The following is a 21,867-nucleotide window of genomic DNA, read 5'->3' as shown; positions in this document are numbered from 1 at the left end:
TCAGTCCTTGGGGTCGTAGACGCGACGCACCAGAAAAACCGGCCGGCGTTTGGATTCGATATAAGTGCGGCCGAGGTACTCGCCGAGTACGCCGATGCCAATCAATTGCAGGCCACCGAGGAACGTCACGGCCACCATCAGCGAGGCATAACCGGGCATGTCGACGCCGTGGATCAGCGTGCGCAACACGATAAAAATGGCAAAGGCAAAGGACACCAGCGACACCGCGGCGCCGATGTAAGTCCAGATCCGCAACGGTTCGGTACTGAAACTGGTGATGCCTTCCAGGGCAAAATTCCACAGCCGCCAGCCGTTGAATTTGCTCTGCCCCGCCACGCGCTCGGGCCGCTCGTAATCAACGTGGGTAGTCCGAAAACCGACCCAGGCGAACAGGCCCTTCATGAAGCGCCGGGACTCGGGCAAAGTCAGCAAGGCATCGACTACACAACGGTCCATCAGGCGGAAATCGCCGACGTTTTCCGGCAGCGGTTGCTCGGCGATCTTGTTGTGCAGGCGGTAAAACCAATGCGCCGACGTCTGCTTGGCCCAGGTGTCGCTGCGGCGGCTGACGCGATGACCGAGCACCACTTCATAGCCCTCGCGCCATCGCTCGATCATTTGCAGAATGACTTCGGGTGGGTCCTGCAGATCGGCATCGATAGGCACCACAATCTGCCCGTTGGCGATTTGCAATCCCGCAGACAACGCCGCCTCTTTGCCGAAGTTACGGCTCAGATCGACGATGCGCAGCCGCGAGTCGTGCCGCTGACGATCCAACAGCCGCTCAAGTGTGGCATCAGTGCTGCCGTCATTGATGAACACCAGCTCCAAAGCAATTGAGGCTTGGTGCTGGAAGACTTCATCGATGCGCAGAATGAACGCGTCGAGACTGTCCTCCTCGTTAAAAACCGGGACAACCAGCGATAACGTGACCCGTGTGGCCTGTGCCGTTCCATGCTCAGTCAATGGAGTGCTCTTTTTATAGTGTTTGTCGGTCGTCGAAGCATTTTCAACGCCATGAGCCGTCCCGTATTAAGCAGTAGCGTCGATAGCCTTGCAAGGTGCAAAGGGCGACATTCTGGCCAATCCAGACGCCGATGCGTGCGCTCTAGCCCGCACTCTTCAGAAACATCTGCCAACGATTGGAAACAAATACCCGATAGCGAAAAAAACTCGCTCCGCTAGGCTTGCGACGATGCGCCACACAGGTTGTCGCAAACACCATCGCAAGGAGCGAACTGAATGTATTTCGAGATCTACAGGCAATCCCGAGGCACCCCGAGCACCGGCAAAGGCCAATGGCGCTGGAGACTGCGGGCGGGGAACCACGAGACGATTGCCAGTGGCGAGTCGTATGTGAACAAGGCCGATTGTTTACACGTGATCGAGTTGATCAAGGGTGTGCAGGGGGAGACGCCGGTGAAGGAAATCTGATGGCGCCGCGTCCTACAGCCTCTTCCTTTTTCGTCTGAAGCACTGGCAAAGCACTTTTGCGCCCCTACGCTGTTCAGCGTACGGGGCCATACAGCCCTGTTTCGCCAAATGACGTTCAAACTAAAAAGGAGCCGCACCATGGCTAGAGACAAAGCGAAAGACGACAAGCACTTCAACTGCACCCAAACACACGAAGCCGACTACATCGCCAGCCTCTATCCGCACGCCAAGGACGAAGTGAAAACCTTCCTGGCCTCGGCTTGCAAGGACAACACCCTGCGCAACTCGACGCACAAGGAAGTGTATGACCTGATCAAACAGAAGCTCGGGCATCCGCAGCCGTGAGTGGCTGAGGCGGGTGCTCGGTAAAACTCGCAGATACAAAAAAGCCCCGTAGCTTCTCAGCTACGGGGCTATTTGCTCTGCTCGGGAACGACGTACATAAGATCTTGTAGTTCCACATCAGAATCAAGCTAGGCATGGGCCTCTCGGTCAAGAACATCCGCAACCCACTGATTAATGCTTTTTTGAGCCAATTGCGCTTTTACGGCAACAGTCGCATGAAGAGCAGGCGCCAAACGCAGACTGAGATTGCCCGAATAAGGCCTTTGCGGGGCACGACCCAGTTTTTCGCAAGTCTCCAGATAGTCAGTAACAGCCTCTTCGAACGCTGACCGAAGCTCTTTCACAGATTCGCCATGAAAACCTACTACGTCCTTGATCCCAGCGATATGACCAACAAAAAGACCATCTTCATCACTGTATTCAATTCGGGCTGCATACCCGTTGTAATTCATCACGTTCATGGAGTGACTCCTGCTTGTTCAAGGAAAGCCCGAGCATCACGAACCTGATAGGGCTTTGCTTCTTTATCCGGGTGAGGTCGGTGGAACGTAGCAACCACACCTCTTAATTCAAACCGAACTCGCGAACCATTGCCTTCCACGGTTCTGGCCCCGACCGCATTGAACAGAGACTCGATGCGCGCCCATTCCAACGTGGCGGGTGTGGGTCGTGAAAATATAGCTGCGAGCGTACCGAGTTGTTTGTTGTTCATAGTATTACACCATGATACCGCGCAGGAAAAATTGACAATCGCGATTCATATCGCTGATCCATGAAGCGCCCCCTTGAACAAGCGGACAACGCCACCCTCCAAGCTTGAAAACGGCGTCTTTTTATCCGAATCCGGTCAATATTGGGCACATAGGTCAGGATAAGGAGTGATTGGAAATAGAGCTGTAGGTAGACTCCGAGAGTTACGTACGAACCGGCATCAATCGAGTCACATCCGATTATCGAGTTTTCAACCTCGGGTTCCGGCGACAGGATTTGCTGATTACTCAAGCGAGCAGAAACAAAAAAGCCCCGTAGCTTCTCAGCTACGGGGCTTTTTCTATATATGGCGGAGAGATAGGGATTCGAACCCTAGGTACCGGTGAAGGTACAACGGATTTCGAATCCGTCCCATTCGGCCACTCTGGCATCTCTCCAACGGCGCGCATCATAACAACACTTCTGCCGAAAGCAAACCCTCTTTCGAAAATTTTCTTCGTGCTATCAGATGCTTGCGTCGATTAAAGCGGTACACCCAGACGATTGGCGACTTCTTCGTAGGCTTCGATGACGTCACCGAGGCCCTGGCGGAAGCGGTCCTTGTCCATCTTCTTCTTGGTGTCCTTGTCCCACAGGCGGCAGCCGTCCGGGCTGAACTCGTCGCCGAGGACGATCGAGCCGTCGCTGAACACGCCGAATTCAAGCTTGAAGTCCACCAGCAGCAGGCCTGCGTCGTCGAACAGTTTGCTCAGGACTTCGTTGACCTTGAGCGACAGTTCTTTCATGCGTGCCAGCTGCTCGGCGGTGCCCCAACCGAATGCCACGACGTGGGATTCGTTGATGAACGGGTCGCCCTTGGCGTCGTCCTTGAGGAACAGTTCGAAGGTGTACGGGTTGAGCTTCATGCCCTCTTCGACGCCCAGACGTTTTACCAGGCTGCCGGCGGCGTAGTTACGCACGACGCACTCGACCGGGATCATGTCCAGCTTCTTCACCAGGCACTCGTTGTCGCCCAGCAGTTTGTCGAATTGGGTCGGAATGCCGGCCGCTTCGAGTTTCTGCATGATGAAGGCGTTGAACTTGTTGTTCACCATGCCTTTGCGGTCGAGCTGCTCGATGCGCTTGCCGTCGAACGCCGAGGTGTCGTTGCGAAACAGCAGGATCAAACGGTCAGCGTCGTCGGTCTTGTAAACCGATTTGGCTTTGCCGCGGTAGAGTTCTTCACGTTTTTCCATGATGGGCTCCGCTTGCTAAGTAGATGGGCTAGGCGATATGGCGCCAGTCGAGCCCTGAATCTTGATCGGCCAGTTGCAGCCAGTCCGGGTCGCACCCGAGGGTGTCGACGAAACATTGCCGGGCCAGCTGCGGCAGATTGTTCTTGCTGCTCAGGTGGGCGAGAACCAGATGCTGCAAGCCCTGCCACCCCAACTCGGCCACCAGGAATGCCGCCTGATGGTTGTTCAAATGTCCCAGCTCGCCGCCCACCCGTTGCTTGAGAAAGTACGGATAGTGACCACGGGCCAGCATGTCGCGGCAGTGGTTGGACTCGATCATCAACGCATCGAGATCCCGATAGCCGTCCAGCACCCGCTCGCAATAGGAACCCAGGTCGGTCAGCAGGCCGAAGCGCCGCTGCTCGTTATCACTGAATACGTACTGGGTCGGCTCCTGCGCATCATGGGCCACGGCAATGACCCCGATGTTCAGTGCGCCGATCTGCAGCTGCTCGCCGCCGGCCAGAAAGCCTGCGGGTTCGATCGGTTTGCGCATCCCGCGCAGTGTGCCGCGACTGAGGTAGACCGGCAGATTGTAGCGCCGAGACAGCAAACCCACGCCATGCACGTGGTCGGCATGTTCGTGGGTTACGAGTATCGCGCTCAGCTGCGCCGGGTGAACCCCCAGACGCAACAGGCGTTTTTCGGTTTCCCGCAGGGAAAAACCACAATCCACCAGCACATAGGTATCAGCGCTGGCGATCAGCGTGCCGTTCCCTTGGCTACCGCTGCCGAGAACGGCAAAGCGCATGTGATCAGCCCAGGTTGTCTTGAATCACGCTCAACACTTTGCGCGCCACATCGGCCGGCGCAACGGTATTGATGTTCTTCTCTACGGTCACCTGAACGTTCTCACCGACCTTGCTCAGGCGAACCTGATAACGCTCGGCGCGGGCTTCAACTTCTTCCTTGGTCGGCGCACTGCCGAACAGGCTGCTGAAGAAACCAGGCTTGTCGTCTTTCTTCTCGGCTTTCTCGGCCAGGTTGATGTAGTACAGGCCCAGGCTGCGGTTGATGTCTTCAACGCGCCACTGACCTTGCTCCAGCGCACGACCGACGCTCGACCAGGCACGATCCAGGTCAGGACCGACGTTCAGCACCGGGTTGCCGCTGCCGTCTTCGCTGAGGCTGACACGGCTCGGGGTATCGAAGTCACGCGAAGCCAGCATCGACACCGAACCACCCTTCTCGGAGATCCGGCTCATGCTCGCGAGCATGTCGTCGACCAGCGCTGCGTCCAGGCCAGTGTTGACCGAACGGTTGGTGAAATCGACGTCGGCGGTGCTGCCGGCAGGACGCTCGGCGCTGACCACGTAGATTTCACTGGTGTTGCGCTGCACGCCTGGCTCGATACGCACCCGCACGCGGGTTTCGCTGTCGGCACCGACACCGGCGGCGCTCAGGCGCTTGGCCATGGCGGCGGACAGTTCGTCGGAATGCTGCCAGGTGGTGGTGAATTCGCCGGTTTGCGGACGCTGTTCATCCAGCCGGAAACCATTGTCCTGGAAGAACTGTACCGCCACTGGCCAGACTTCGGCCGGCGGGTGCTGGGCCACGACCCAACGCGAGTCACCGCTCTTCTGCAGCGAGTAGTCGGTCGCCTCGGCAACCGCCGTCAGCGGTTGCGGGCGCGGTACCACGTATTCGCCCTTCGCCGTGTCATCAGCCACGTTGCGCGGGATCGGCAACAGCGGATCCAGACGCTTGGAGGTGCTGACATTCGGTGGCAGTTGCATCGGTGCAGTCTGTTGCGCTTCCAGGTAATCGCTACCACGGTCACGGAAATAACCTTCCGGGCCCCAGACCCATCCGCAGCCACTGGTGCTGGAGATAATCAAGGCAAGTGCGGAAAGTCCGGCCATTCGCTTCATGCGTTGTACTTCCTCAATTAAACCAGGACGCTGCACTGGCGCAGGGCCGTGCGAAGCGTTTCATGACAAGGAGCGCTCAGCCAAGTCAACGGCAGGCGGATGCCTTCGTGCATCAGGCCCATTTCAACCAAAGCCCACTTCACCGGAATCGGGTTGGCTTCGATGAACAGGTCCTTGTGCAGCGGCATCAATTTTTCGTTGATCGCCCGTGCGGTCTCGGCGTCGCCTTTCAACGCGGCCTCGCACAGGTCAGCCATTTCGCGCGGGGCGACGTTGGCCGTTACGGAGATGTTGCCTTTGCCGCCCAGCAGGATCAGCTCAACCGCGGTCGGATCATCGCCGGACAGCACGATGAAGTCCTTGCTCACGCCGTCGATGATGGCTTTGGCGCGTTTCAGGTCGCCGGTGGCTTCCTTGATGCCGATGATGTTCGGCACGCTGGACAGGCGAATTACGGTCTCGGCCTGCATGTCGCAGGAGGTGCGGCCGGGAACGTTGTAGAGAATCTGTGGAATGTCGACGGCTTCGGCAATGTGCTTGAAGTGCTGGTACAGGCCTTCCTGGGTCGGCTTGTTGTAGTACGGAACTACCAGCAGGCAGGCGTCGGCGCCGGCTTCCTTGGCGTTGCGGGTCAGCTCGACGGCTTCGCGGGTCGAGTTGGCGCCGGTACCGGCGATCACCGGAATGCGCCCGGCTACCTGTTTGACCACGGCTTTGATGACGGCGATGTGTTCTTCTACATCAAGGGTCGCCGACTCGCCGGTAGTACCGACCGCGACAATGGCATGGGTGCCGTTCTTGAGATGGAAGTCCACGAGTTTGCTGAGGCTGTCCCAGTCAAGACGCCCTTGTGCATCCATGGGAGTGACCAGTGCCACCATACTGCCCGCAATCATGAAACCGCTCCTGCCGGAAAAAGAGAGCGGTAATGGTACTGGCGCCAAGATGCTTGCACAAGCGAAGTACTGCGCCGCCATTCCCCTTGGCGTCGGTTTTCGCTACCCTTCAGACTTTGATCGGTACAGATCAGCTTGTACGCCGGGTTCCAGCCTCCCCTTTCGGCCTCCCAGGCCCCGTTCCAGTGTCGCTGCTGCACGCTCCGCCTTTATTGGAGCGAATTGCGAGCCACGGCCCGGGGCTTTCTGAACGGGCACGCGCAGACGCTTCCCGACGGCCAACGCCCATCGACCTACCGACCGCTCATCGCTTTAGGAATGCTGCATGTCCACCCCCACAGTTCGCGAACAATTCCTTGTCATCAGTGCCCTTGGCGCCAACCCCATGGAGCTGACTAACGTCCTGTGCCGCGCCAGCCATGAAAATCGCTGCGCCGTCGTCACCTCCCGCCTGACTCGCCATGGCGAATGCAGCGCCCTGGTGCTGGAAATCTCCGGCAGCTGGGACGCGCTGGCCCGCCTCGAAGGCAGCCTGCCGACCCTGGCCAAGCGCCACGCATTTACCGTCAACGTGGTGCGCAGTGCGGCCCTCGAAAATCGTCCACAGGCCCTGCCGTACGTGGCTTATGTCAGCTCGGCGTATCGCCCGGACATCATCAATGAGCTGTGCCAGTTCTTCATGGATCACAACGTCGAGCTGGAAAACCTGACCTGCGATACCTATCAGGCCCCGCAGACTGGCGGCACCATGCTCAACGCCACGTTCACCGTAACGCTGCCGGCCGGCACCCAGATCAGCTGGCTGCGCGACCAGTTCCTGGACTTCGCCGACGCGATGAACCTGGATGCGCTGATCGAACCTTGGCGCCCACAAAACCCAATGTAAGGAAGCTTTCATGGCCGTTGTCATCGACCAACCGGTTGCGGATTTCGAAGCACCTGCCACCAGCGGGCAGACCGTCAGCTTGTCCGCCCTGAAGGGCAAGCAAGTGGTGATCTACTTCTATCCGAAGGACAGCACCCCCGGCTGCACCACCGAAGGCCAGGGTTTTCGTGACCAGTACGCGGCGTTCCAGGCCGCTAATACCGAGATTTTCGGTATCTCCCGCGACAGCCTGAAGTCTCACGAGAACTTCAAATGCAAGCAGGAATTTCCGTTCGAGCTGATCAGCGACAAGGACGAAGCCGTCTGCCAGCTGTTCGACGTGATCAAGCTGAAGAAACTGTATGGCAAGGAATATCTGGGCGTTGATCGCAGCACGTTCCTGATCGACAAGAACGGTGTACTGCGTCAGGAATGGCGCGGCGTGAAAGTGCCGGGGCATGTGGATGCGGTGCTGGCTGCGGCTCAGGCCTTGAATAAAGCCTGAAGGTTTTGCGTCGCCCTCATTGACGCCTTCGCGAGCAGGCTCGCTCCCACATTGAACTTGTGAACGGCACAGATCCAATGTGGGAGCGAGCCTGCTCGCGAATAGCCTTCATCTAAAATCTGGCTCAACCGCTACAGCAGCGGAGCGACAACCGGCTCCTTGCGCGGCCACGCATCCAGCACGGCCTTGAACAGCGTCGCCAGCGGAATCGCGAAGAACACGCCCCAGAACCCCCACAACCCGCCAAACAACAGCACCGCGCAGATGATGGCCACCGGGTGCAGGTTGACTGCCTCGGAAAACAGCAACGGCACCAGCACGTTGCCATCCAGCGTTTGAATGATCCCGTAGACCGCCATCAGATAGATGAACTGATCGCTCCAACCCCACTGGAACAGCGCGATCAGTAACACCGGCACGGTCACCACCACCGCGCCGACGTACGGCACCACCACCGATACCCCGACCAGCAACGCCAGCAGCGCCGCATAGTTGAGGCCAAGCGCGACGAAGGCGATGTAGGTCACGCCGCCACAGATCACGATCTCGATGACCTTGCCGCGAATGTAGTTGGCGATCTGCCGGTTCATTTCCTGCGCCACGCGGGTGATCAGCGCCCGCTCACGGGGCAGATAGCCGCGCACCCACTCGCCGATCATGGCCCGATCCTTGAGAAAGAAGAACACCAGAATCGGCACCAGCACCAGATAGATCATGATATTGACCAGCAGCGGCAGGCTCGACAGCGAAAAGGTCAGCGCCCATTGGCCGAACTTGCCGATTTCGCCACGCGCCGCTTCGATAGCCTGCAGCACCTGCTCGTCAGAGACCAGATGCGGATAGCGCTCCGGCAGCAACAGCAACAGCGACTGCCATTTGGCGAGCATCCCCGGCAGCTCGTTGAACAGCGTGATCAACTGATGCCACAGCAACGGCAACACTACCACGATGAACACTAGCAACACGCCCATGAACAGCGCAAATACCAGCCCCACCGCCGCCGCACCAGGCACGCGCATACGCTCCAGTGCGAGTACCAGCCCCTGCATCAGATACGCCAGCACCATCCCGGCCAATACCGGCGCGAGCATGCCACCGAGCGTGAGCACCGCGGTAAAGGCGAGAAACAGCAGCACCGCCAGCACCACCGCTTCTTCGTCGGAAAAGTAGCGCTGAATCCAGTCGCGTAACACTTTGAACATCAATAATCCTTAGGTCTTTTACGCTGTCGGTTTCAGGCTTTTTTCAACCAGTAACGGTAGACGCCCGCTTCGTCTTCTTCGCGCAGCAGCGTATGACCGGCCAGACGGGCAAAGGTGCGGAAGTCGCGCTGCGAACCCGCGTCCGTGGCGATCACCTTGAGCACCGCGCCGCTGGGCAACTTGTTGAGTTCCATCTTGGCCTTGAGCAACGGCAACGGGCAATTCAGGCCACTGGCGTCCAATTCACAGTCATGGGCTACAGCGTCGGTCATTGCGTCACTCCGGTTCAGGTGGTTGAGGCGCCTAGAATATCTGGTCGCAAGCCCGGTGTCCGGCTACAGTAAGGTCTTTGTCTTCTAAGGCTTTGTGCATGACATTTCTGCGCCCTACCCTGCTGACGCTCGCTTGCCTGCTCGCCTCACCGGGCTTTGCCGACGATCTGCCGTCACTTGGCGACGCCAGTTCTGCCATTGTCTCTCCGCAACAGGAATACCAGTTGGGCCGCGCCTGGCTGGCCATGTTGCGTAGTCAGGTTGCACAGCTCAACGATCCGCAGCTCAAAGACTACGTCGAATCCAGCGTCTACAAGCTGGTGGAAACCAGCCAGGTGACCGATCGTCGCCTGGAATTCATTCTGATCAACAGCCCGCAACTCAACGCTTTCGCGGCGCCGGGTGGCGTGGTCGGGGTCAACGGTGGCCTGTTCCTCAACGCGCAGACTGAAGGCGAATATGCCTCGGTACTGGCCCACGAACTGGCTCACTTGTCACAGCGCCACTTCGCGCGCGGTGTAGAAGCTTCGCAGCGGATGCAGGTGCCGATGATGGCGGCGCTGCTCGCCGGGATCGTGATTGCCGCCGCCGGTGGCGGTGATGCCGGGATCGCGACCATCGCCGGTACTCAGGCCGCAGCCATTCAGTCGCAGCGTACCTTCTCGCGCCAGAACGAGCAGGAAGCCGACCGTATCGGCATCCTCAACCTGGAAAAGGCCGGATACGACCCGCGCTCGATGCCGACCATGTTCGAACGTCTGATGCGCCAATACCGCTTCGACGCCAAGCCGCCAGAATTTCTGCTGACTCACCCGGTGACCGAATCGCGTATCGCCGACACCCGTAACCGCGCAGAACAAGCGCCAGCGGGCGGCATCGAAGACAGCATGCGCTATCAGCTGATCCGCGCCCGTGTTCAGCTGATCTACGAAGAAACCCCGGGACTGGGCGCCAAGCGCTTTCGTGCACAACTGGATGAGAATCCGAAAAACGACGTGGCGCGCTACGGCCTGGCGATCGCCCAGATCAAGGGCGGCCAGCTCAATGAAGCCAGGGAGAATCTCAAACAGCTGCTGGCCAAGTCACCCAACGAGATCATCTACAACCTCGCGCAGATCGACCTGGACATTACCAACAACCGCCTGCCGGATGCGCAAACGCGGGTTGACCGCATGCTCACGCAATATCCGGGCAATTACCCGCTGAATCAGGTTCGGGTCGATCTGTTGCTGAAACAGAATCGCACCGCCGACGCCGAGAAAGCCCTCGACAGCTTGCTCAAATCCCGTCCGAATGATCCGGACGTGTGGTATCAGGTCGCCGAAACCCGTGGCCTCTCTGGCAACATCATTGGTCTGCATCAGGCCCGCGCCGAGTACTTCGCGCTGGTGGGTGATTATCGTCAGGCGATCCAGCAGCTCGATTTTGCCAAGCGCAAGGCGGGCAGCAACTTCCCGCTATCCTCGCGGATCGATGCGCGCCAGCGCGAGTTGATGGAGCAGGAGCGCATGATCAAGGACATGATGGGCTGAGTTTTCCTCGACGAGGCAAATGTTTCAGGCATAAAAAAACCGCCTCTTTCGAGGCGGTTTTTCATTTCACCGCTAGCGGATTATTCAGCCAGTTTGAAGGTGATGAAGCTCGCGCGACCTTCACGCAGGACGCGCATCGACACCGAACGATTCTTCGGCAGCGCCTTGGCGATCTCGGCGAATTCCTTGGTGGAGCCAATGGCCTGATTGTTCAGGTGAGTGATCACGTCACCCGGTTGCAGACCAATCAAAGCCGCAGGACCGTCCTGAACTTCCTTGATCACCACTCCGCCCTTGAGGTCGTAGGTTTTCTTCTGCTCAGCGGTCAGTTCCGCCACCGAAACGCCGAGGCGGTTGCTGCTGCTTTCCGCACCCGACTTCGGCAGTGCAGCCAGCTCTTTGTCCTCATCCGGAATCGCACCGACAGTCAGCTCGACATTCTTGCGTTTGCCGTCACGGATCACTTCGAGGCTGGCCTTGGCGCCCGCTTTCAGCGCACCGACCAAGTGCGGCAGGTCGGCGGACATGACGATCGGCTGACCGTTCATGCTCAGGATCACGTCGCCCACTTGCAGGCCACCCTTGGCTGCCGGACCGTCATCCTGAATCTGCGCAACCAGCGCACCGGCCGGCTTATCAAGACCGAACGACTCGGCCAGATCCTTGTTCACTTCCTGGATGACCACGCCCAGCCAGCCGCGGCTGACTTTGCCACCGCTTTTCAGCTGATTGGAAACGTCCATCGCCACGTCGATCGGAATGGCGAACGACACACCCATGAAGCCACCGGAACGGGTGTATATCTGCGAGTTGATCCCGACCACTTCACCGTTCAGGTTGAACAGCGGGCCACCGGAGTTACCCGGGTTGATCGGCACGTCGGTCTGGATGAACGGCACGTAGTTTTCGTTCGGCAGGCTACGGCCGACGGCGCTGACAATGCCTTGGGTCACGGTGTGGTCAAAGCCGAACGGCGAACCGATCGCTACAACCCACTGACCCGCCTTCAGGTCCTGGGACTTGCCAAGCTTGAGCACCGGCAGATCCTTGCCATCGATCTTCAGCAAGGCCACGTCGGAGCGCGGGTCAGTTCCGATCAGCTTGGCTTTCATTTCACTGCGATCAGCCAGACGCACGAGGATTTCGTCGGCATCGGCAATCACATGGTTGTTGGTCAGGATGTAGCCATCGGAGGAAATGATGAAGCCCGAACCGAGCGATTGCGCTTCACGCTGACGATCGCCGCGCGGCGAACGCTGCTGAGGCGGCATGCCACGCTCGAAGAACTCGCGCAACATCGGCGGCAAGCCTTCCAGGTCAGGCATCTGCTGGTTCACCTTGCGGTCCGGCAGCTTCTGCGTGGTACTGATGTTCACCACTGCAGGCGAGGCCTGTTCAACCAGTTGGGTGAAATCCGGCAGGTCGGCCGCCTGGACAGCGGGGACAGCCTGACCCAGCACCAGCACGGTGGCGAAAATGGAAAGATAAGACTTCAAGCTAAGTATCGACATACAGCTCCCGTTACGACGAGCAGGGTTAAGCGATATGGAGCAAGGAACACCGGGAACCGCGGGCCGGTATTTTTGTTCCGGGAACAACAGACAAGGCCAGAGCCGTGAGGCTCTGACCTATAAAAAACTTTCGGGTGATTTGCAAATGAAAATGCTGAGCAAACATTTCATCTACGTCTCGAAGAAGAAGTGGAAATGACTGAAATCAGCTCACTGCTTGCTGGTTGCAGCGCCATCGTTGCGCATCGAAAGGGCAATCCTCTCGGCCGTGCCGATTGGAATTTCGCCGACCACCGTCACCATCATCTCGCCCTCAGGCGTAGTGAGGCGGCGGGAAACAGCGACAGTTGGCCCCAACTGCGTGCGGGTATCGGTCACTGTTGCACCGTTCAACGGCTCAAGAAATACCGAAAACCGTGCCAGCCCGTCGTCATACATCAGGCTACTGACTTGAGTCTTGGTTTCAGAATCTTTGTGTGAAGTGCTGCTGGTCAGCACAAAACCCGGAGGCAGCCAGTCGGAATGCCAGACCTGAGCCGTTTTCACGGCAGAGGCCTTGTCACTATCAATAGTGACGGCCTTGCACTCGGTGCCAGCTTGCAGATCTTTGTCCGACGGGACATCAGCGGTATCGAGGCTGGTGAACTGGAAACGCTCGAGTAGCTGCCCCTTGTCGTTGAGCAACAACGACTTCAGTGGCAAACCGGTCTGTTTATCCAGATGCAGCTCGAAACCATAACGATGCTGGTCGCGGGGCGTCAGCGATACAATGACCGCATCACGCCCGGCCACGCGCGACTTGCCGATGACGGCAAGCTCATACCAGTTTTTCAGCTTTTGGGGATCAAGCGAACGAGCGGTCGAGTTGGGAGAGTCTCCCAACCCCGCAATCAGAGTGCCGCTGACGCATTGAGTATGCCCATCAACACGCACGACTTCCTGAGCCGAGCCGTCGAGCTGAAGCAAACGCTCGCGGACCTGACCGTTCTGGACACGATGCCAGATATTGTGGGTAGAAAAACTACCGTTACGCTCGTATACGAAAGTGCCTTGGAAGCTTTGCTGCTGCTCCGCCTGACCCAGGCGGATCAGCCAGTCCTGGGCCTCGTCGGCATGGGCTGGAACAATGAACCAGCCGCTAAGCAGAAGCGAAAGTAGAGGTATGGCGCGCATGATCCTCCTTAACGGTTTTCCATGCTTGCTGCACGCGCATAAGGCAGAGCGCTTTCAGTACCTTTCAACGCAGCTTGCTGGGCATGCTGACGCAGATAGCCTGGCAGACGCTGATCGTGCCAGCCTGGCTGACCTTGCAGGACGCCGTTGGCCATCGGACCGGTAGTTTCCGAGCTTTCCTTGTAGCCTGCCAGAACAGCCGGGCCTTTGACCTGCGGCGCAACCAGCGAAGGCTGATTGGACTGCTGGGCCAGTTCGACGCCAGCGATTTCGTCCTGGTTGTACAGGCGCACACCAGCCAGTACCGCAACGGTCACCGAAGCCGCAACGGCCAGACGACCCAGGTTGCGCCAAGGGCCGCGGGATACTTTGGCTGGAGCCGTTTCGTCTTCCAGCGCAGCAGAAACTGCCGCAGCAATGTCCAGACGCGGAAGCAGCAGATCCTTGTGCATGGCTGCCCGAGCGATCTGATAACGAGCCCAGGTCTCACGGGTTTCAACATCGTCCAGTGCATTGATCACTCGACGCAATTCCAGTTCGTCCGCTTCGTTATCCATCACTGCGGACAGCGATTCCTGCAGGGCTTCACGACTCATGGCGTTCCTCTCTTGGCTGTCGCCGCTGTCTCAGTTTTCCTGCAACAACGGCTGCAGGGCTTTATCGATGGCCTCCCGGGCGCGGAAAATCCGGGAGCGCACGGTACCCACCGGACACTGCATGACGCTCGCAATGTCCTCGTAACTCAGACCATCGAATTCACGTAAAGTTAAAGCCGTACGTAAATCCTCTGGCAGTTGCTGAATGGTTCGATGGACGGTGCCTTCGATCTCATCCCGCAGCAACGCGCGTTCCGGCGATTCGAGATCCTTCAGGCCGTGATCGCCGTCGTAGAACTCTGCGTCTTCAGAACTTACATCGCTATCCGGCGGCCGGCGGCCGCGTGAAACCAGATAGTTCTTTGCCGTGTTGATGGCAATGCGGTAAAGCCACGTATAGAACGCGCTGTCTCCGCGAAAGTTTCCTAGCGCTCGGTAGGCCTTGATAAAGGCTTCCTGAGCCACATCCTGGGCTTCATGGGTGTCGTGCACGAAACGCACGATCAACCCGAGAATTTTGTGCTGATATTTCAGCACCAGCAGATCGAAAGCTCGCTTGTCGCCACGCTGAACGCGCTCGACCAGCTGCTGATCCTCTTCCTGGGTTAGCATGAACACTCCTCGATAAGCATGGAGGAGGCTTGCATAACTAAACGACCAGACTTGCAAACATAGACTCGGGCTTTTCGCAAAAGTTCTCCCCCTCCAGGCAAGTTTCCTGCGGGCTCTGATTTGGCACGCACGAAAAACGCAGCGCGGGATAAACCGGCTGCGCGAATAATCTTGTCATCGGTTCGCCGGCAAAAACCCAATCGCAGGTTTTGCATTGAAGCCGACACTGTCCCGTGCTTCTGGCAACTGACTATTGATCTTGGGCCTCTGGCAAAAGTTCCAATTATTTATAGCCGTGCTGAAGCGACATTGAGCAACCGCGTGCTGAAAAAGCCTGTTTCATCCTCGATACAGTCGCCTTTTCCCAAAACGACAGAAAAAAACGTCCGACGAAACGTCAAGCTTTTGTCGTCACAGTAGTTTCACAATGCCATACGGGCCCGGCTATTGTGCCGCTCCCCCCCTCTATATACTAGTGGGCTGTGTGGCTGTCTTGACTCGCCGATCCAGCTGTCCTGCGCCACCCCCGATCCGGGTCGCTTTGAGCGGAATCCTGAAATGAGCCAACAGTTTCAACACGATGTTCTGGTGATTGGCAGCGGCGCTGCCGGTTTGAGTCTCGCGCTGACCCTGCCGGGTCATTTGCGCATTGCCGTATTGAGCAAAGGTGATCTGGCCAACGGCTCGACTTATTGGGCCCAGGGCGGCGTCGCTGCCGTGCTGGACGATACCGATACTGTCGAATCCCACGTCGACGACACCCTGAATGCCGGCGGCGGTCTGTGCCATGAAGACGCGGTGCGTTTTACCGTCGAGCACAGCCGCGAAGCCATCCAGTGGCTGATCGACCAGGGGGTGCCGTTCACCCGCGACGAACAGTCCGGCACCGAAGACGGCGGTTTCGAATTCCACCTGACTCGCGAAGGCGGCCACAGCCATCGGCGCATCATCCATGCCGCCGACGCAACCGGCGCAGCGATTTTCACCACCCTCCTCGCCCAGGCCAGAGAGCGCAGCAACATCGAACTGCTGGAGCAGCGAGTTGCCGTTGATCTGATCACCGAACGCCGTCTGGGCATGAATGGCGAGCGCTGCCTCGGCGCCTATGTGCTGAATCGCGCGACCGGCGAAGTCGACACCTACGGCGCACGCTTCGTGATCCTCGCGTCCGGCGGCGCCGCCAAGGTCTACCTCTATACCAGTAACCCCGACGGCGCTTGCGGTGACGGCATCGCCATGGCCTGGCGCTCGGGCTGCCGAGTGGCGAACCTGGAATTCAACCAGTTCCACCCTACGTGCCTGTATCACCCGCAGGCCAAGAGTTTCCTGATCACTGAAGCCTTGCGTGGCGAAGGCGCGCACCTGAAGCTGCCCAACGGCGAACGGTTCATGCCGCGCTTCGACAAACGTGCCGAACTGGCGCCACGCGACATCGTCGCCCGCGCCATCGACCATGAAATGAAGCGCCTGGGCGTCGACTGCGTCTATCTCGACATCAGCCACAAGCCTGAAGCCTTCATCAAAAACCACTTCCCGACCGTCTACGAACGTTGCCTGGGTTTCGGCATCGACATCACCAAACAGCCGATCCCGGTCGTGCCGGCGGCGCACTACACCTGTGGTGGGGTAATGGTCGATCAGCATGGTCGTACCGACGTGCCGGGGCTGTACGCCATCGGCGAAACCAGCTTCACCGGCCTGCACGGGGCCAACCGCATGGCCAGCAACTCGCTGCTCGAATGCTTCGTTTATGCCCGCTCGGCGGCAGCGGACATCCTTGCACAATTGGATGAGGTCACCGCGCCAATGGCCCTGCCCGAGTGGGACGCCAGCCAGGTGACCGATTCCGACGAAGACGTGATCATCGCCCACAACTGGGACGAGCTGCGCCGCTTCATGTGGGACTACGTGGGGATCGTGCGCACCAATAAACGCCTGCAACGAGCGCAGCACCGCGTGCGTCTGTTGCTGGACGAGATCGACGAGTTCTACAGCAACTATAAAGTCAGCCGCGACCTGATCGAGCTGCGTAATCTGGCGCAAGTCGCCGAACTGATGATCTGCTCAGCCATGGAGCGCAAGGAAAGTCGCGGTCTGCATTACACCCTCGACTACCCGAACCTGCTGCCCGAGGCGCTCGACACTATTCTGGTGCCGCCCACCTACGCCGGCTGAACTTGAGCCGCACTCGCAGGCGTCGGTGCACATCCGCTGCCTGCGAGTCTCGCGGTACACAGATCGAGCGCACCCGCCGCTCCCCGCGCAAACGAAAGCGCAGCACCACGATCAACGGCAACGCCAGGCTGTCAGGGCGCAGCTGGACTGCTTGCCAGCCGCCCGCCTGATTCCACAATTGCCAGCCATCGGCATCGCGGCGCAATCGGCAAAAAGCCTGCGGATGCGTCAGCAGAATCTGCCGTGGCAACACCCACACGGCGTGCAGCAGACAGGCGAAAGCCCCGAGCAGACAGGCCCAGAGTGGAATCGACAGGAGAAACAACACACCCAGCGCGAACGCCTGGGTCAACAGATACGCCGCCAGCAACTGCCGAGAGGCATGCCAGCGGCATTCGAACGTATTACTTGGGCTGAACACGGTCCAGGATCATCCGGACCATGCGCTGCAGCTCAGGGTCTTCGGACTCACTGCGCTCCATGAACCAGCCGAACATGTCCTGATCCTCACAGGTCAGCAGACGGACATACAAGTCGCGATCGACCTGGTTGAGGTGCGGATAGACCTCTTTCACGAACGGCACCAGCAGCACGTCAAGTTCCAGCATGCCGCGGCGGCTGTGCCAGAAGAGGCGATTGAGTTCAACTTGTTCGACCATGGAGCCCTCCTCAAATAGGCGCGCAGTATACAGCCCCGGCGCGGGTCGCACAGTCGGCTTTGGTCGGGCACCACCGATCCTTTATCAACTACCCATTTCAACAACGCGCCCTTATGATGTGCCCCAGACTTTTTTACCCTGCGATGACCCATGGCCGATTCTGCTTTTTTCTGCACCCTGTCTCATGAAGGCGTACTCGCGGTTCGCGGCGTGGATGCCGGCAAATTCCTGCAAGGCCAATTGACCTGCAACATCAATTACCTCAGCGACAGCCAGGCCAGCCTGGGCGCGCGCTGCACGCAAAAAGGCCGGATGCAGTCGAGCTTCCGCATTCTGCTCGAAGGTGACGGCGTGCTGCTGGCAATGGCCAGTGAACTGCTGGAGCCGCAACTGGCGGATCTGAAAAAGTACGCGGTGTTCTCCAAATCCAAATTGACCGACGAAAGCGCCGCCTGGGTGCGTTTTGGCCTGGAGCACGGCGACGCCGCGTTGGCCAGCCTGGGTCTGAACCTGCCAGGCGAAACCGACGGCGTGGTGCGCAACGCAGGCCTGATCGCTATTCGCGTCTCGCCCGATCGCGCCGAACTCTGGGTACCGGCCGATCAAGCCGACGCCATCAAAGCCAAGTTGGCCACCGCCCTGCCCGAGGGCAATCTGAACCAATGGCTGCTGGGGCAGATTCGCGCCGGTATCGGTCAGGTCATGCCGACCACCCGCGAGTTGTTCATCCCGCAGATGCTCAACCTGCAGGCCGTCGGTGGCGTGAGTTTCAAGAAAGGTTGCTACACCGGCCAGGAAATCGTCGCGCGCATGCAGTACCTGGGCAAGCTCAAGCGTCGCCTCTATCGCGTGCAACTGGACGCGACTGAACTGCCGGAGCCGGGCACCCCGCTGTTCGCTCCAAGCCACAGCAGCGCCATCGGCGAAGTGGTGATTGCCGCCCGCGCCGCAGAAAAGATTGAACTGTTGGCGGTGTTGCAGGCCGAAGCTGCCGAAGCGGGTGATCTGCACCTGGGCGCCCTTGAAGGGCCAGCCCTGCATTTGCTCGACCTGCCCTACGAACTGGATCGCGACCGCGAAATCCAGCGCTGATCGCAGCTTTTGTTGCAACACCCTAGAGAATCTACATGAGCGAGCTGGCGGATAAGGTCCAACAGGATTTGGTTGAGGCCATCGATAACGATGACCTGGTTCTGCCAACGTTACCGGAAGTGGCCCTGCAAATTCGCAAGGCTGCCGAAGACCCGGAGATCAGTGTCAGCGACCTGAGCAAAGTGATTGGCCGCGACACGGCGCTGTCGGCGCGCCTGATCAAAGTGGTCAACAGCCCGTTGCTGCGCGCCACCCAGGAAGTCACCGACCTGCACACCGCAATCACCCGACTGGGGGTGAACTACAGCAGCAACCTGGCGATCGGCCTGGTGATGGAACAGATCTTCCACGCCCGCTCCGAGGTGGTCGAACAGAAGATGCGCGAAGTCTGGCGCAAGAGCCTGGAAATCGCCGGCGTCAGTTACGCCCTGTGCCGCCGTCACACCCAACTCAAACCTGATCAGGCGGCGTTGGGCGGGCTGGTGCATCAGATCGGCGTACTGCCGATCCTGACCTACGCCGAAGATCACTACGAACTACTGTCTGACCCGGTCAGCCTCAACCATGTGATCGATCACATTCACCCGCTGCTGGGCGACAAGCTGTTGCGGGTCTGGGAATTTCCCGAGCAACTGGTGGCGTTACCGGGGCTGTACCTGGATTTCAAACGCGACTCGGCGCACCTCGATTACGTCGATCTGGTGCAGGTGGCGAGCCTGTATTGTCACAAGGACAGCGATCATCCGATTGCGCGGATTGATCCGCTCAGCGTGCCGGCGTTCAGAAAGCTTGGGATCGATCCGGAGAACAAGGAGTTGTGCGCGGATCTGCAAGAATCGCGGACGATGTTTTACTGATCCGGAACCGCGGCGCGGCCTTCGCGAGCAAGCCCGCTCCCACAGGGGATTTGTGTACGGCGTGGATTCCCTGTGGGAGCGGGCTTGCTCGCGAAGAGGCCCGCACCAACACCACATTTATCCGGCAATAAAACTCACCCGAACCTTCAAACCGGCCTGCTCTCCATCGTGCAAGGTGATCTGCGCCAGATGCGCCCGGCAGATCTCTCCGACAATCGCCAGACCCAACCCTGACCCCGCGACCTGCTGATTGCGCCGATAAAAGCGTTCAAACACCCGATCCCGCTCCTCCAGCGGAATGCCCGGCCCGTCATCTTCAACTTCAAGCACCGCCGGCGCCGCGACCCGCAGAATCACGTTGCCGCCCGGTGGCGTATGCGCCAGTGCGTTGTCCACCAGATTGCTCAGCAGTTCATTAAGCAACGTCGGCTCACCGCGCAGCCACACCGGCTCATCGGCCTCCAGAGCCAGCGCGACCCCGCGTGCATGGGCCAAGGGCGCCATGGCCATGCCCAGCTCGCGGGCCAACTGACTCAGATCCAGTAATTGCGCGCCGCCCTCGGCAATCGCCCGGGCACCGTTTTCCACCCGCGCCAGCGACAGCAGTTGATTGGCCAGATGGGTCAGGCGATCAGTGCTTTGCGCAGAGGATTCCAGGGTTGTGCGCCAGGTTTCCGCTTCAGTCGAACGCAGCCCCAGTTCCAGCCGCGCCTTCAACGCCGCCAGTGGCGTGCGCAGTTCGTGGGCGGCATCGGCGATGAACTGCGCCTGCCGCTCGAATTGCCCGCGCAAACGTTCAGTGAAGTGATTGAGCGCGCGCACCAGCGGCCACAATTCATGTTGCACTTCCACCAGCGGCAGCGGCCGCAAATCATCGGGCTGACGCTCCTCCACCGCCGTGCGCAAACGCTCCAGCGGGCGCAGCGCGGCACTCACCGCAAACCACACCAGCAACAAGGCGCCGATCGCGAGCATGCCCAGACGCAGCAGCGTATCGGCCGCCAGACTGCGGGCCATGCTGACTCGCGCCTCATCGGTTTCGGCGACACGGATTTCCGCCATGCCATTCATGTTCGGTTCGGTGACCGCTTTGAGCAGGCTGACCACGCGCACGTTCTGCCCGCGATAGGTCGCGTTATAGAAGCGCGCGAGCGCTGGATAATCGTCGGTTCTCGGCGTACCGGGTGGTGGCCCGGGCAGGTTTTCGTAGCCGGAAATCAGCTTCTGATGGATGTCGTTAACCTGGTAGTAAATCCGCCCGGCGCTATCGTAAGCGAAGGTGTCCAGCGCCACGTATGGCACGTCGGCGCTGAGCGTGCCGTCGCGCTGCGACAGGCCGGCGGCAATGGTTCGCGCCGAGGCCAACAGGGTGCGGTCGTAAGCCGTGTCGGCAGCTTCGCGACCGTTCCAGTACGCGCTCAGACCACTGGCGAGCATCAACACCACCAGCAACAACGCGAGGTTCCACAGCAACCGCCAGCGCAGGCTGCTGGGCTTATGCATCGCGACTTTCCAGCAGGTAACCGAGGCCACGGAAGGTCACGATCGCCACCGGTTGGCCGTCGAGTTTCTTGCGCAGGCGATGCACGTAGATTTCGATGGCATCGGGGCTGGCTTCTTCGTCGAGACCGAACACCTGTGCGGCGAGTTGCTCCTTGCTCATCACTCGGCCCGGGCGGGCGATCAACGCTTCGAGCACGGCTTGTTCGCGGGAGGTCAGAGTCAGCAGTTCTTCGCCGAGACTGAAGCGCCGGGTGTCGAGATCGTAGGCCAGCACGCCGCAGCGCTGCTGACGCTCGCCACCGAGCACACTGCGCCGCAACAGGGCTTTGACCCGGGCTTCGAGCTCGGTCAGTTCGAACGGTTTGGCCAGGTAATCGTCAGCGCCGAGATTCAAGCCGTGTACGCGGTCCTTCACATCGCTGCGCGCCGTCAGCATCAACACCGGCAGGTTCTTGCCACGTGCGCGCAGGCGTGCCAGCACCTCGAAACCGTCCATGCGCGGCAGGCCGACATCGAGGATCGCCATCGCGTATTCCTCGCTGCCCAGCGCCAGGTCGGCGGCCACGCCATCGTGCAACACGTCCACGGTCAGACCGGTGCTCTTGAGCGCCTGGGCGACGCTTTCGGCCAGTTGCAAATGGTCTTCGACGAGCAGAACACGCATGGATCTCTACCTCATTCAGGGATGGCCGACGCCACTCTTTGCCGCGGAGTTTACAGCCGCAACCGCCGCTGTGAAGCCCGAAACCCGCGAAATCCAGCTGAAAGGTTAGTGAAAGGTT

General features: G+C 59.4%; 25 protein-coding genes and 1 tRNA gene. 8 read left to right on the top strand and 18 right to left on the bottom strand.

The annotated features are described in order from the left end of the window. A complete protein-coding gene (locus tag ACOYXG_RS06470; RefSeq protein ID WP_027614506.1) occupies window positions 1-966 on the bottom strand; it encodes a glycosyltransferase family 2 protein in 966 nt (321 codons plus the stop codon). A gap of 276 nt (window positions 967-1,242) precedes the next feature. Between ACOYXG_RS06470 and ACOYXG_RS06465 the strand changes: the two genes are divergently transcribed. Beyond that, window positions 1,243-1,434: a YegP family protein gene (locus ACOYXG_RS06465; RefSeq protein ID WP_007963291.1), complete on the top strand. Its 192-nt coding sequence runs from the start codon at window positions 1,243-1,245 to the stop codon at window positions 1,432-1,434. 138 nt (window positions 1,435-1,572) lie between these two features. Beyond that, window positions 1,573-1,779 carry a hypothetical protein gene (locus tag ACOYXG_RS06460; RefSeq protein ID WP_460356574.1) on the top strand — a complete coding sequence of 69 codons (207 nt, stop codon included), beginning with the start codon at window positions 1,573-1,575 and terminating at the stop codon, window positions 1,777-1,779. 128 nt (window positions 1,780-1,907) lie between these two features. On the opposite strand, the gene ACOYXG_RS06455 is transcribed toward ACOYXG_RS06460, so the two are convergent. From ACOYXG_RS06455 to dapA, 7 genes are all read right to left on the bottom strand, one after another. Next, window positions 1,908-2,240, bottom strand: a complete 333-nt coding sequence (locus ACOYXG_RS06455) for a type II toxin-antitoxin system HicB family antitoxin (RefSeq protein ID WP_095138544.1) — start codon at window positions 2,238-2,240, stop codon at window positions 1,908-1,910. Continuing rightward, on the bottom strand, window positions 2,237-2,491 hold the full coding sequence (locus tag ACOYXG_RS06450) for a type II toxin-antitoxin system HicA family toxin (protein ID WP_081730304.1): 255 nt from the start codon (window positions 2,489-2,491) through the stop codon (window positions 2,237-2,239). The genes ACOYXG_RS06455 and ACOYXG_RS06450 overlap by 4 nt, the downstream gene beginning before the upstream one ends. A gap of 346 nt (window positions 2,492-2,837) precedes the next feature. Then, window positions 2,838-2,927, bottom strand: a tRNA-Ser gene (locus ACOYXG_RS06445). An 84-nt stretch (window positions 2,928-3,011) separates the two neighbouring features. Further along, window positions 3,012-3,725 carry a phosphoribosylaminoimidazolesuccinocarboxamide synthase gene (gene purC, locus ACOYXG_RS06440; protein ID WP_007963288.1) on the bottom strand — a complete coding sequence of 238 codons (714 nt, stop codon included), beginning with the start codon at window positions 3,723-3,725 and terminating at the stop codon, window positions 3,012-3,014. A gap of 28 nt (window positions 3,726-3,753) precedes the next feature. Next, complete coding sequence (locus tag ACOYXG_RS06435; protein WP_047598088.1) at window positions 3,754-4,515, bottom strand: MBL fold metallo-hydrolase; 762 nt, start codon at window positions 4,513-4,515, stop codon at window positions 3,754-3,756. A gap of 4 nt (window positions 4,516-4,519) precedes the next feature. Then, complete coding sequence (gene bamC, locus ACOYXG_RS06430) at window positions 4,520-5,635, bottom strand: outer membrane protein assembly factor BamC (protein WP_027614466.1); 1,116 nt, start codon at window positions 5,633-5,635, stop codon at window positions 4,520-4,522. 17 nt (window positions 5,636-5,652) lie between these two features. Further along, a complete protein-coding gene (dapA, locus tag ACOYXG_RS06425) occupies window positions 5,653-6,531 on the bottom strand; it encodes a 4-hydroxy-tetrahydrodipicolinate synthase (RefSeq protein ID WP_027614465.1) in 879 nt (292 codons plus the stop codon). A 325-nt stretch (window positions 6,532-6,856) separates the two neighbouring features. Between dapA and ACOYXG_RS06420 the strand changes: the two genes are divergently transcribed. Then, window positions 6,857-7,417, top strand: coding sequence for a glycine cleavage system transcriptional repressor (locus tag ACOYXG_RS06420; RefSeq protein ID WP_007963284.1), 561 nt, complete (start codon window positions 6,857-6,859; stop codon window positions 7,415-7,417). 10 nt (window positions 7,418-7,427) lie between these two features. Further along, a complete protein-coding gene (locus tag ACOYXG_RS06415; protein WP_003222570.1) occupies window positions 7,428-7,901 on the top strand; it encodes a peroxiredoxin in 474 nt (157 codons plus the stop codon). A gap of 131 nt (window positions 7,902-8,032) precedes the next feature. On the opposite strand, the gene ACOYXG_RS06410 is transcribed toward ACOYXG_RS06415, so the two are convergent. Both ACOYXG_RS06410 and ACOYXG_RS06405 read right to left on the bottom strand, forming a co-directional pair. Next, the gene (locus ACOYXG_RS06410; RefSeq protein ID WP_027614463.1) at window positions 8,033-9,103 is read right to left on the bottom strand and encodes an AI-2E family transporter; all 1,071 of its coding nucleotides are present in this window, start codon (window positions 9,101-9,103) and stop codon (window positions 8,033-8,035) included. A 32-nt stretch (window positions 9,104-9,135) separates the two neighbouring features. Then, a complete protein-coding gene (locus ACOYXG_RS06405; RefSeq protein ID WP_007963279.1) occupies window positions 9,136-9,375 on the bottom strand; it encodes a sulfurtransferase TusA family protein in 240 nt (79 codons plus the stop codon). A gap of 98 nt (window positions 9,376-9,473) precedes the next feature. Between ACOYXG_RS06405 and ACOYXG_RS06400 the strand changes: the two genes are divergently transcribed. After that, window positions 9,474-10,907: a M48 family metalloprotease gene (locus ACOYXG_RS06400; RefSeq protein ID WP_007963277.1), complete on the top strand. Its 1,434-nt coding sequence runs from the start codon at window positions 9,474-9,476 to the stop codon at window positions 10,905-10,907. An 80-nt stretch (window positions 10,908-10,987) separates the two neighbouring features. Here ACOYXG_RS06400 and ACOYXG_RS06395 read toward each other — a convergent pair whose 3' ends face one another. The 4 genes from ACOYXG_RS06395 to rpoE form a co-directional block, all read right to left on the bottom strand. Further along, window positions 10,988-12,418 carry a DegQ family serine endoprotease gene (locus tag ACOYXG_RS06395; protein WP_096796602.1) on the bottom strand — a complete coding sequence of 477 codons (1,431 nt, stop codon included), beginning with the start codon at window positions 12,416-12,418 and terminating at the stop codon, window positions 10,988-10,990. 210 nt (window positions 12,419-12,628) lie between these two features. Beyond that, the gene (locus tag ACOYXG_RS06390; protein WP_097086674.1) at window positions 12,629-13,591 is read right to left on the bottom strand and encodes a MucB/RseB C-terminal domain-containing protein; all 963 of its coding nucleotides are present in this window, start codon (window positions 13,589-13,591) and stop codon (window positions 12,629-12,631) included. A gap of 8 nt (window positions 13,592-13,599) precedes the next feature. Continuing rightward, complete coding sequence (locus tag ACOYXG_RS06385) at window positions 13,600-14,187, bottom strand: sigma-E factor negative regulatory protein (RefSeq protein ID WP_003222558.1); 588 nt, start codon at window positions 14,185-14,187, stop codon at window positions 13,600-13,602. 30 nt (window positions 14,188-14,217) lie between these two features. Beyond that, on the bottom strand, window positions 14,218-14,799 hold the full coding sequence (gene rpoE, locus ACOYXG_RS06380; RefSeq protein ID WP_003172477.1) for an RNA polymerase sigma factor RpoE: 582 nt from the start codon (window positions 14,797-14,799) through the stop codon (window positions 14,218-14,220). A gap of 558 nt (window positions 14,800-15,357) precedes the next feature. Between rpoE and nadB the strand changes: the two genes are divergently transcribed. Continuing rightward, on the top strand, window positions 15,358-16,974 hold the full coding sequence (gene nadB, locus ACOYXG_RS06375) for an L-aspartate oxidase (protein WP_460356563.1): 1,617 nt from the start codon (window positions 15,358-15,360) through the stop codon (window positions 16,972-16,974). Here the strand turns inward: nadB and ACOYXG_RS06370 are convergent. Continuing rightward, window positions 16,943-17,395, bottom strand: a complete 453-nt coding sequence (locus ACOYXG_RS06370) for a protein YgfX (protein WP_097086670.1) — start codon at window positions 17,393-17,395, stop codon at window positions 16,943-16,945. The genes nadB and ACOYXG_RS06370 overlap by 32 nt on opposite strands. After that, window positions 17,379-17,633 carry an FAD assembly factor SdhE gene (locus ACOYXG_RS06365; protein WP_003222550.1) on the bottom strand — a complete coding sequence of 85 codons (255 nt, stop codon included), beginning with the start codon at window positions 17,631-17,633 and terminating at the stop codon, window positions 17,379-17,381. Before ACOYXG_RS06365 ends, ACOYXG_RS06370 begins: the two co-directional genes overlap by 17 nt. 150 nt (window positions 17,634-17,783) lie before the next feature. Here ACOYXG_RS06365 and ygfZ point away from each other — a divergent pair, with 150 nt between their 5' ends. Then, on the top strand, window positions 17,784-18,725 hold the full coding sequence (ygfZ, locus tag ACOYXG_RS06360; protein WP_460356559.1) for a CAF17-like 4Fe-4S cluster assembly/insertion protein YgfZ: 942 nt from the start codon (window positions 17,784-17,786) through the stop codon (window positions 18,723-18,725). 35 nt (window positions 18,726-18,760) lie between these two features. Then, window positions 18,761-19,582, top strand: coding sequence for an HDOD domain-containing protein (locus tag ACOYXG_RS06355; RefSeq protein WP_097086666.1), 822 nt, complete (start codon window positions 18,761-18,763; stop codon window positions 19,580-19,582). A gap of 117 nt (window positions 19,583-19,699) precedes the next feature. Here ACOYXG_RS06355 and ACOYXG_RS06350 read toward each other — a convergent pair whose 3' ends face one another. Both ACOYXG_RS06350 and ACOYXG_RS06345 read right to left on the bottom strand, forming a co-directional pair. Further along, entirely contained in the window at window positions 19,700-21,085 is a 1,386-nt protein-coding gene (locus tag ACOYXG_RS06350; RefSeq protein ID WP_027614456.1) for a sensor histidine kinase, read from the bottom strand. After that, complete coding sequence (locus tag ACOYXG_RS06345; RefSeq protein ID WP_003222545.1) at window positions 21,078-21,749, bottom strand: response regulator; 672 nt, start codon at window positions 21,747-21,749, stop codon at window positions 21,078-21,080. The genes ACOYXG_RS06350 and ACOYXG_RS06345 overlap by 8 nt, the downstream gene beginning before the upstream one ends. Window positions 21,750-21,867: the final 118 nt, after the last annotated feature.

The sequence above is a fragment of the Pseudomonas sp. G3-39 genome (assembly GCF_054790485.1).
Note: the sequence above shows the minus strand (reverse complement) of the source record. Positions and strands in the feature narration are given on the sequence as shown.

What these genes read in the sequence shown, in the direction of transcription:
- ACOYXG_RS06420 (WP_007963284.1), top strand. Translation starts at nt 6,857, where the DNA reads ATGTCCACCCCCACAGTTCGCGAACAATTCCTTGTCATCAGTGCCCTT.
- ACOYXG_RS06345 (WP_003222545.1), bottom strand. Translation starts at nt 21,749, where the DNA reads ATGCGTGTTCTGCTCGTCGAAGACCATTTGCAACTGGCCGAAAGCGTC.
- ACOYXG_RS06405 (WP_007963279.1), bottom strand. Translation starts at nt 9,375, where the DNA reads ATGACCGACGCTGTAGCCCATGACTGTGAATTGGACGCCAGTGGCCTG.
- ACOYXG_RS06355 (WP_097086666.1), top strand. Translation starts at nt 18,761, where the DNA reads ATGAGCGAGCTGGCGGATAAGGTCCAACAGGATTTGGTTGAGGCCATC.
- bamC (WP_027614466.1), bottom strand. Translation starts at nt 5,635, where the DNA reads ATGAAGCGAATGGCCGGACTTTCCGCACTTGCCTTGATTATCTCCAGC.
- rpoE (WP_003172477.1), bottom strand. Translation starts at nt 14,799, where the DNA reads ATGCTAACCCAGGAAGAGGATCAGCAGCTGGTCGAGCGCGTTCAGCGT.
- dapA (WP_027614465.1), bottom strand. Translation starts at nt 6,531, where the DNA reads ATGATTGCGGGCAGTATGGTGGCACTGGTCACTCCCATGGATGCACAA.
- ACOYXG_RS06415 (WP_003222570.1), top strand. Translation starts at nt 7,428, where the DNA reads ATGGCCGTTGTCATCGACCAACCGGTTGCGGATTTCGAAGCACCTGCC.
- ACOYXG_RS06390 (WP_097086674.1), bottom strand. Translation starts at nt 13,591, where the DNA reads ATGCGCGCCATACCTCTACTTTCGCTTCTGCTTAGCGGCTGGTTCATT.
- ACOYXG_RS06455 (WP_095138544.1), bottom strand. Translation starts at nt 2,240, where the DNA reads ATGAACGTGATGAATTACAACGGGTATGCAGCCCGAATTGAATACAGT.
- purC (WP_007963288.1), bottom strand. Translation starts at nt 3,725, where the DNA reads ATGGAAAAACGTGAAGAACTCTACCGCGGCAAAGCCAAATCGGTTTAC.
- ACOYXG_RS06450 (WP_081730304.1), bottom strand. Translation starts at nt 2,491, where the DNA reads ATGAACAACAAACAACTCGGTACGCTCGCAGCTATATTTTCACGACCC.
- ygfZ (WP_460356559.1), top strand. Translation starts at nt 17,784, where the DNA reads ATGGCCGATTCTGCTTTTTTCTGCACCCTGTCTCATGAAGGCGTACTC.
- ACOYXG_RS06435 (WP_047598088.1), bottom strand. Translation starts at nt 4,515, where the DNA reads ATGCGCTTTGCCGTTCTCGGCAGCGGTAGCCAAGGGAACGGCACGCTG.
- nadB (WP_460356563.1), top strand. Translation starts at nt 15,358, where the DNA reads ATGAGCCAACAGTTTCAACACGATGTTCTGGTGATTGGCAGCGGCGCT.
- ACOYXG_RS06460 (WP_460356574.1), top strand. Translation starts at nt 1,573, where the DNA reads ATGGCTAGAGACAAAGCGAAAGACGACAAGCACTTCAACTGCACCCAA.
- ACOYXG_RS06410 (WP_027614463.1), bottom strand. Translation starts at nt 9,103, where the DNA reads ATGTTCAAAGTGTTACGCGACTGGATTCAGCGCTACTTTTCCGACGAA.
- ACOYXG_RS06395 (WP_096796602.1), bottom strand. Translation starts at nt 12,418, where the DNA reads ATGTCGATACTTAGCTTGAAGTCTTATCTTTCCATTTTCGCCACCGTG.
- ACOYXG_RS06350 (WP_027614456.1), bottom strand. Translation starts at nt 21,085, where the DNA reads ATGCATAAGCCCAGCAGCCTGCGCTGGCGGTTGCTGTGGAACCTCGCG.
- ACOYXG_RS06400 (WP_007963277.1), top strand. Translation starts at nt 9,474, where the DNA reads ATGACATTTCTGCGCCCTACCCTGCTGACGCTCGCTTGCCTGCTCGCC.
- ACOYXG_RS06385 (WP_003222558.1), bottom strand. Translation starts at nt 14,187, where the DNA reads ATGAGTCGTGAAGCCCTGCAGGAATCGCTGTCCGCAGTGATGGATAAC.
- ACOYXG_RS06365 (WP_003222550.1), bottom strand. Translation starts at nt 17,633, where the DNA reads ATGGTCGAACAAGTTGAACTCAATCGCCTCTTCTGGCACAGCCGCCGC.
- ACOYXG_RS06465 (WP_007963291.1), top strand. Translation starts at nt 1,243, where the DNA reads ATGTATTTCGAGATCTACAGGCAATCCCGAGGCACCCCGAGCACCGGC.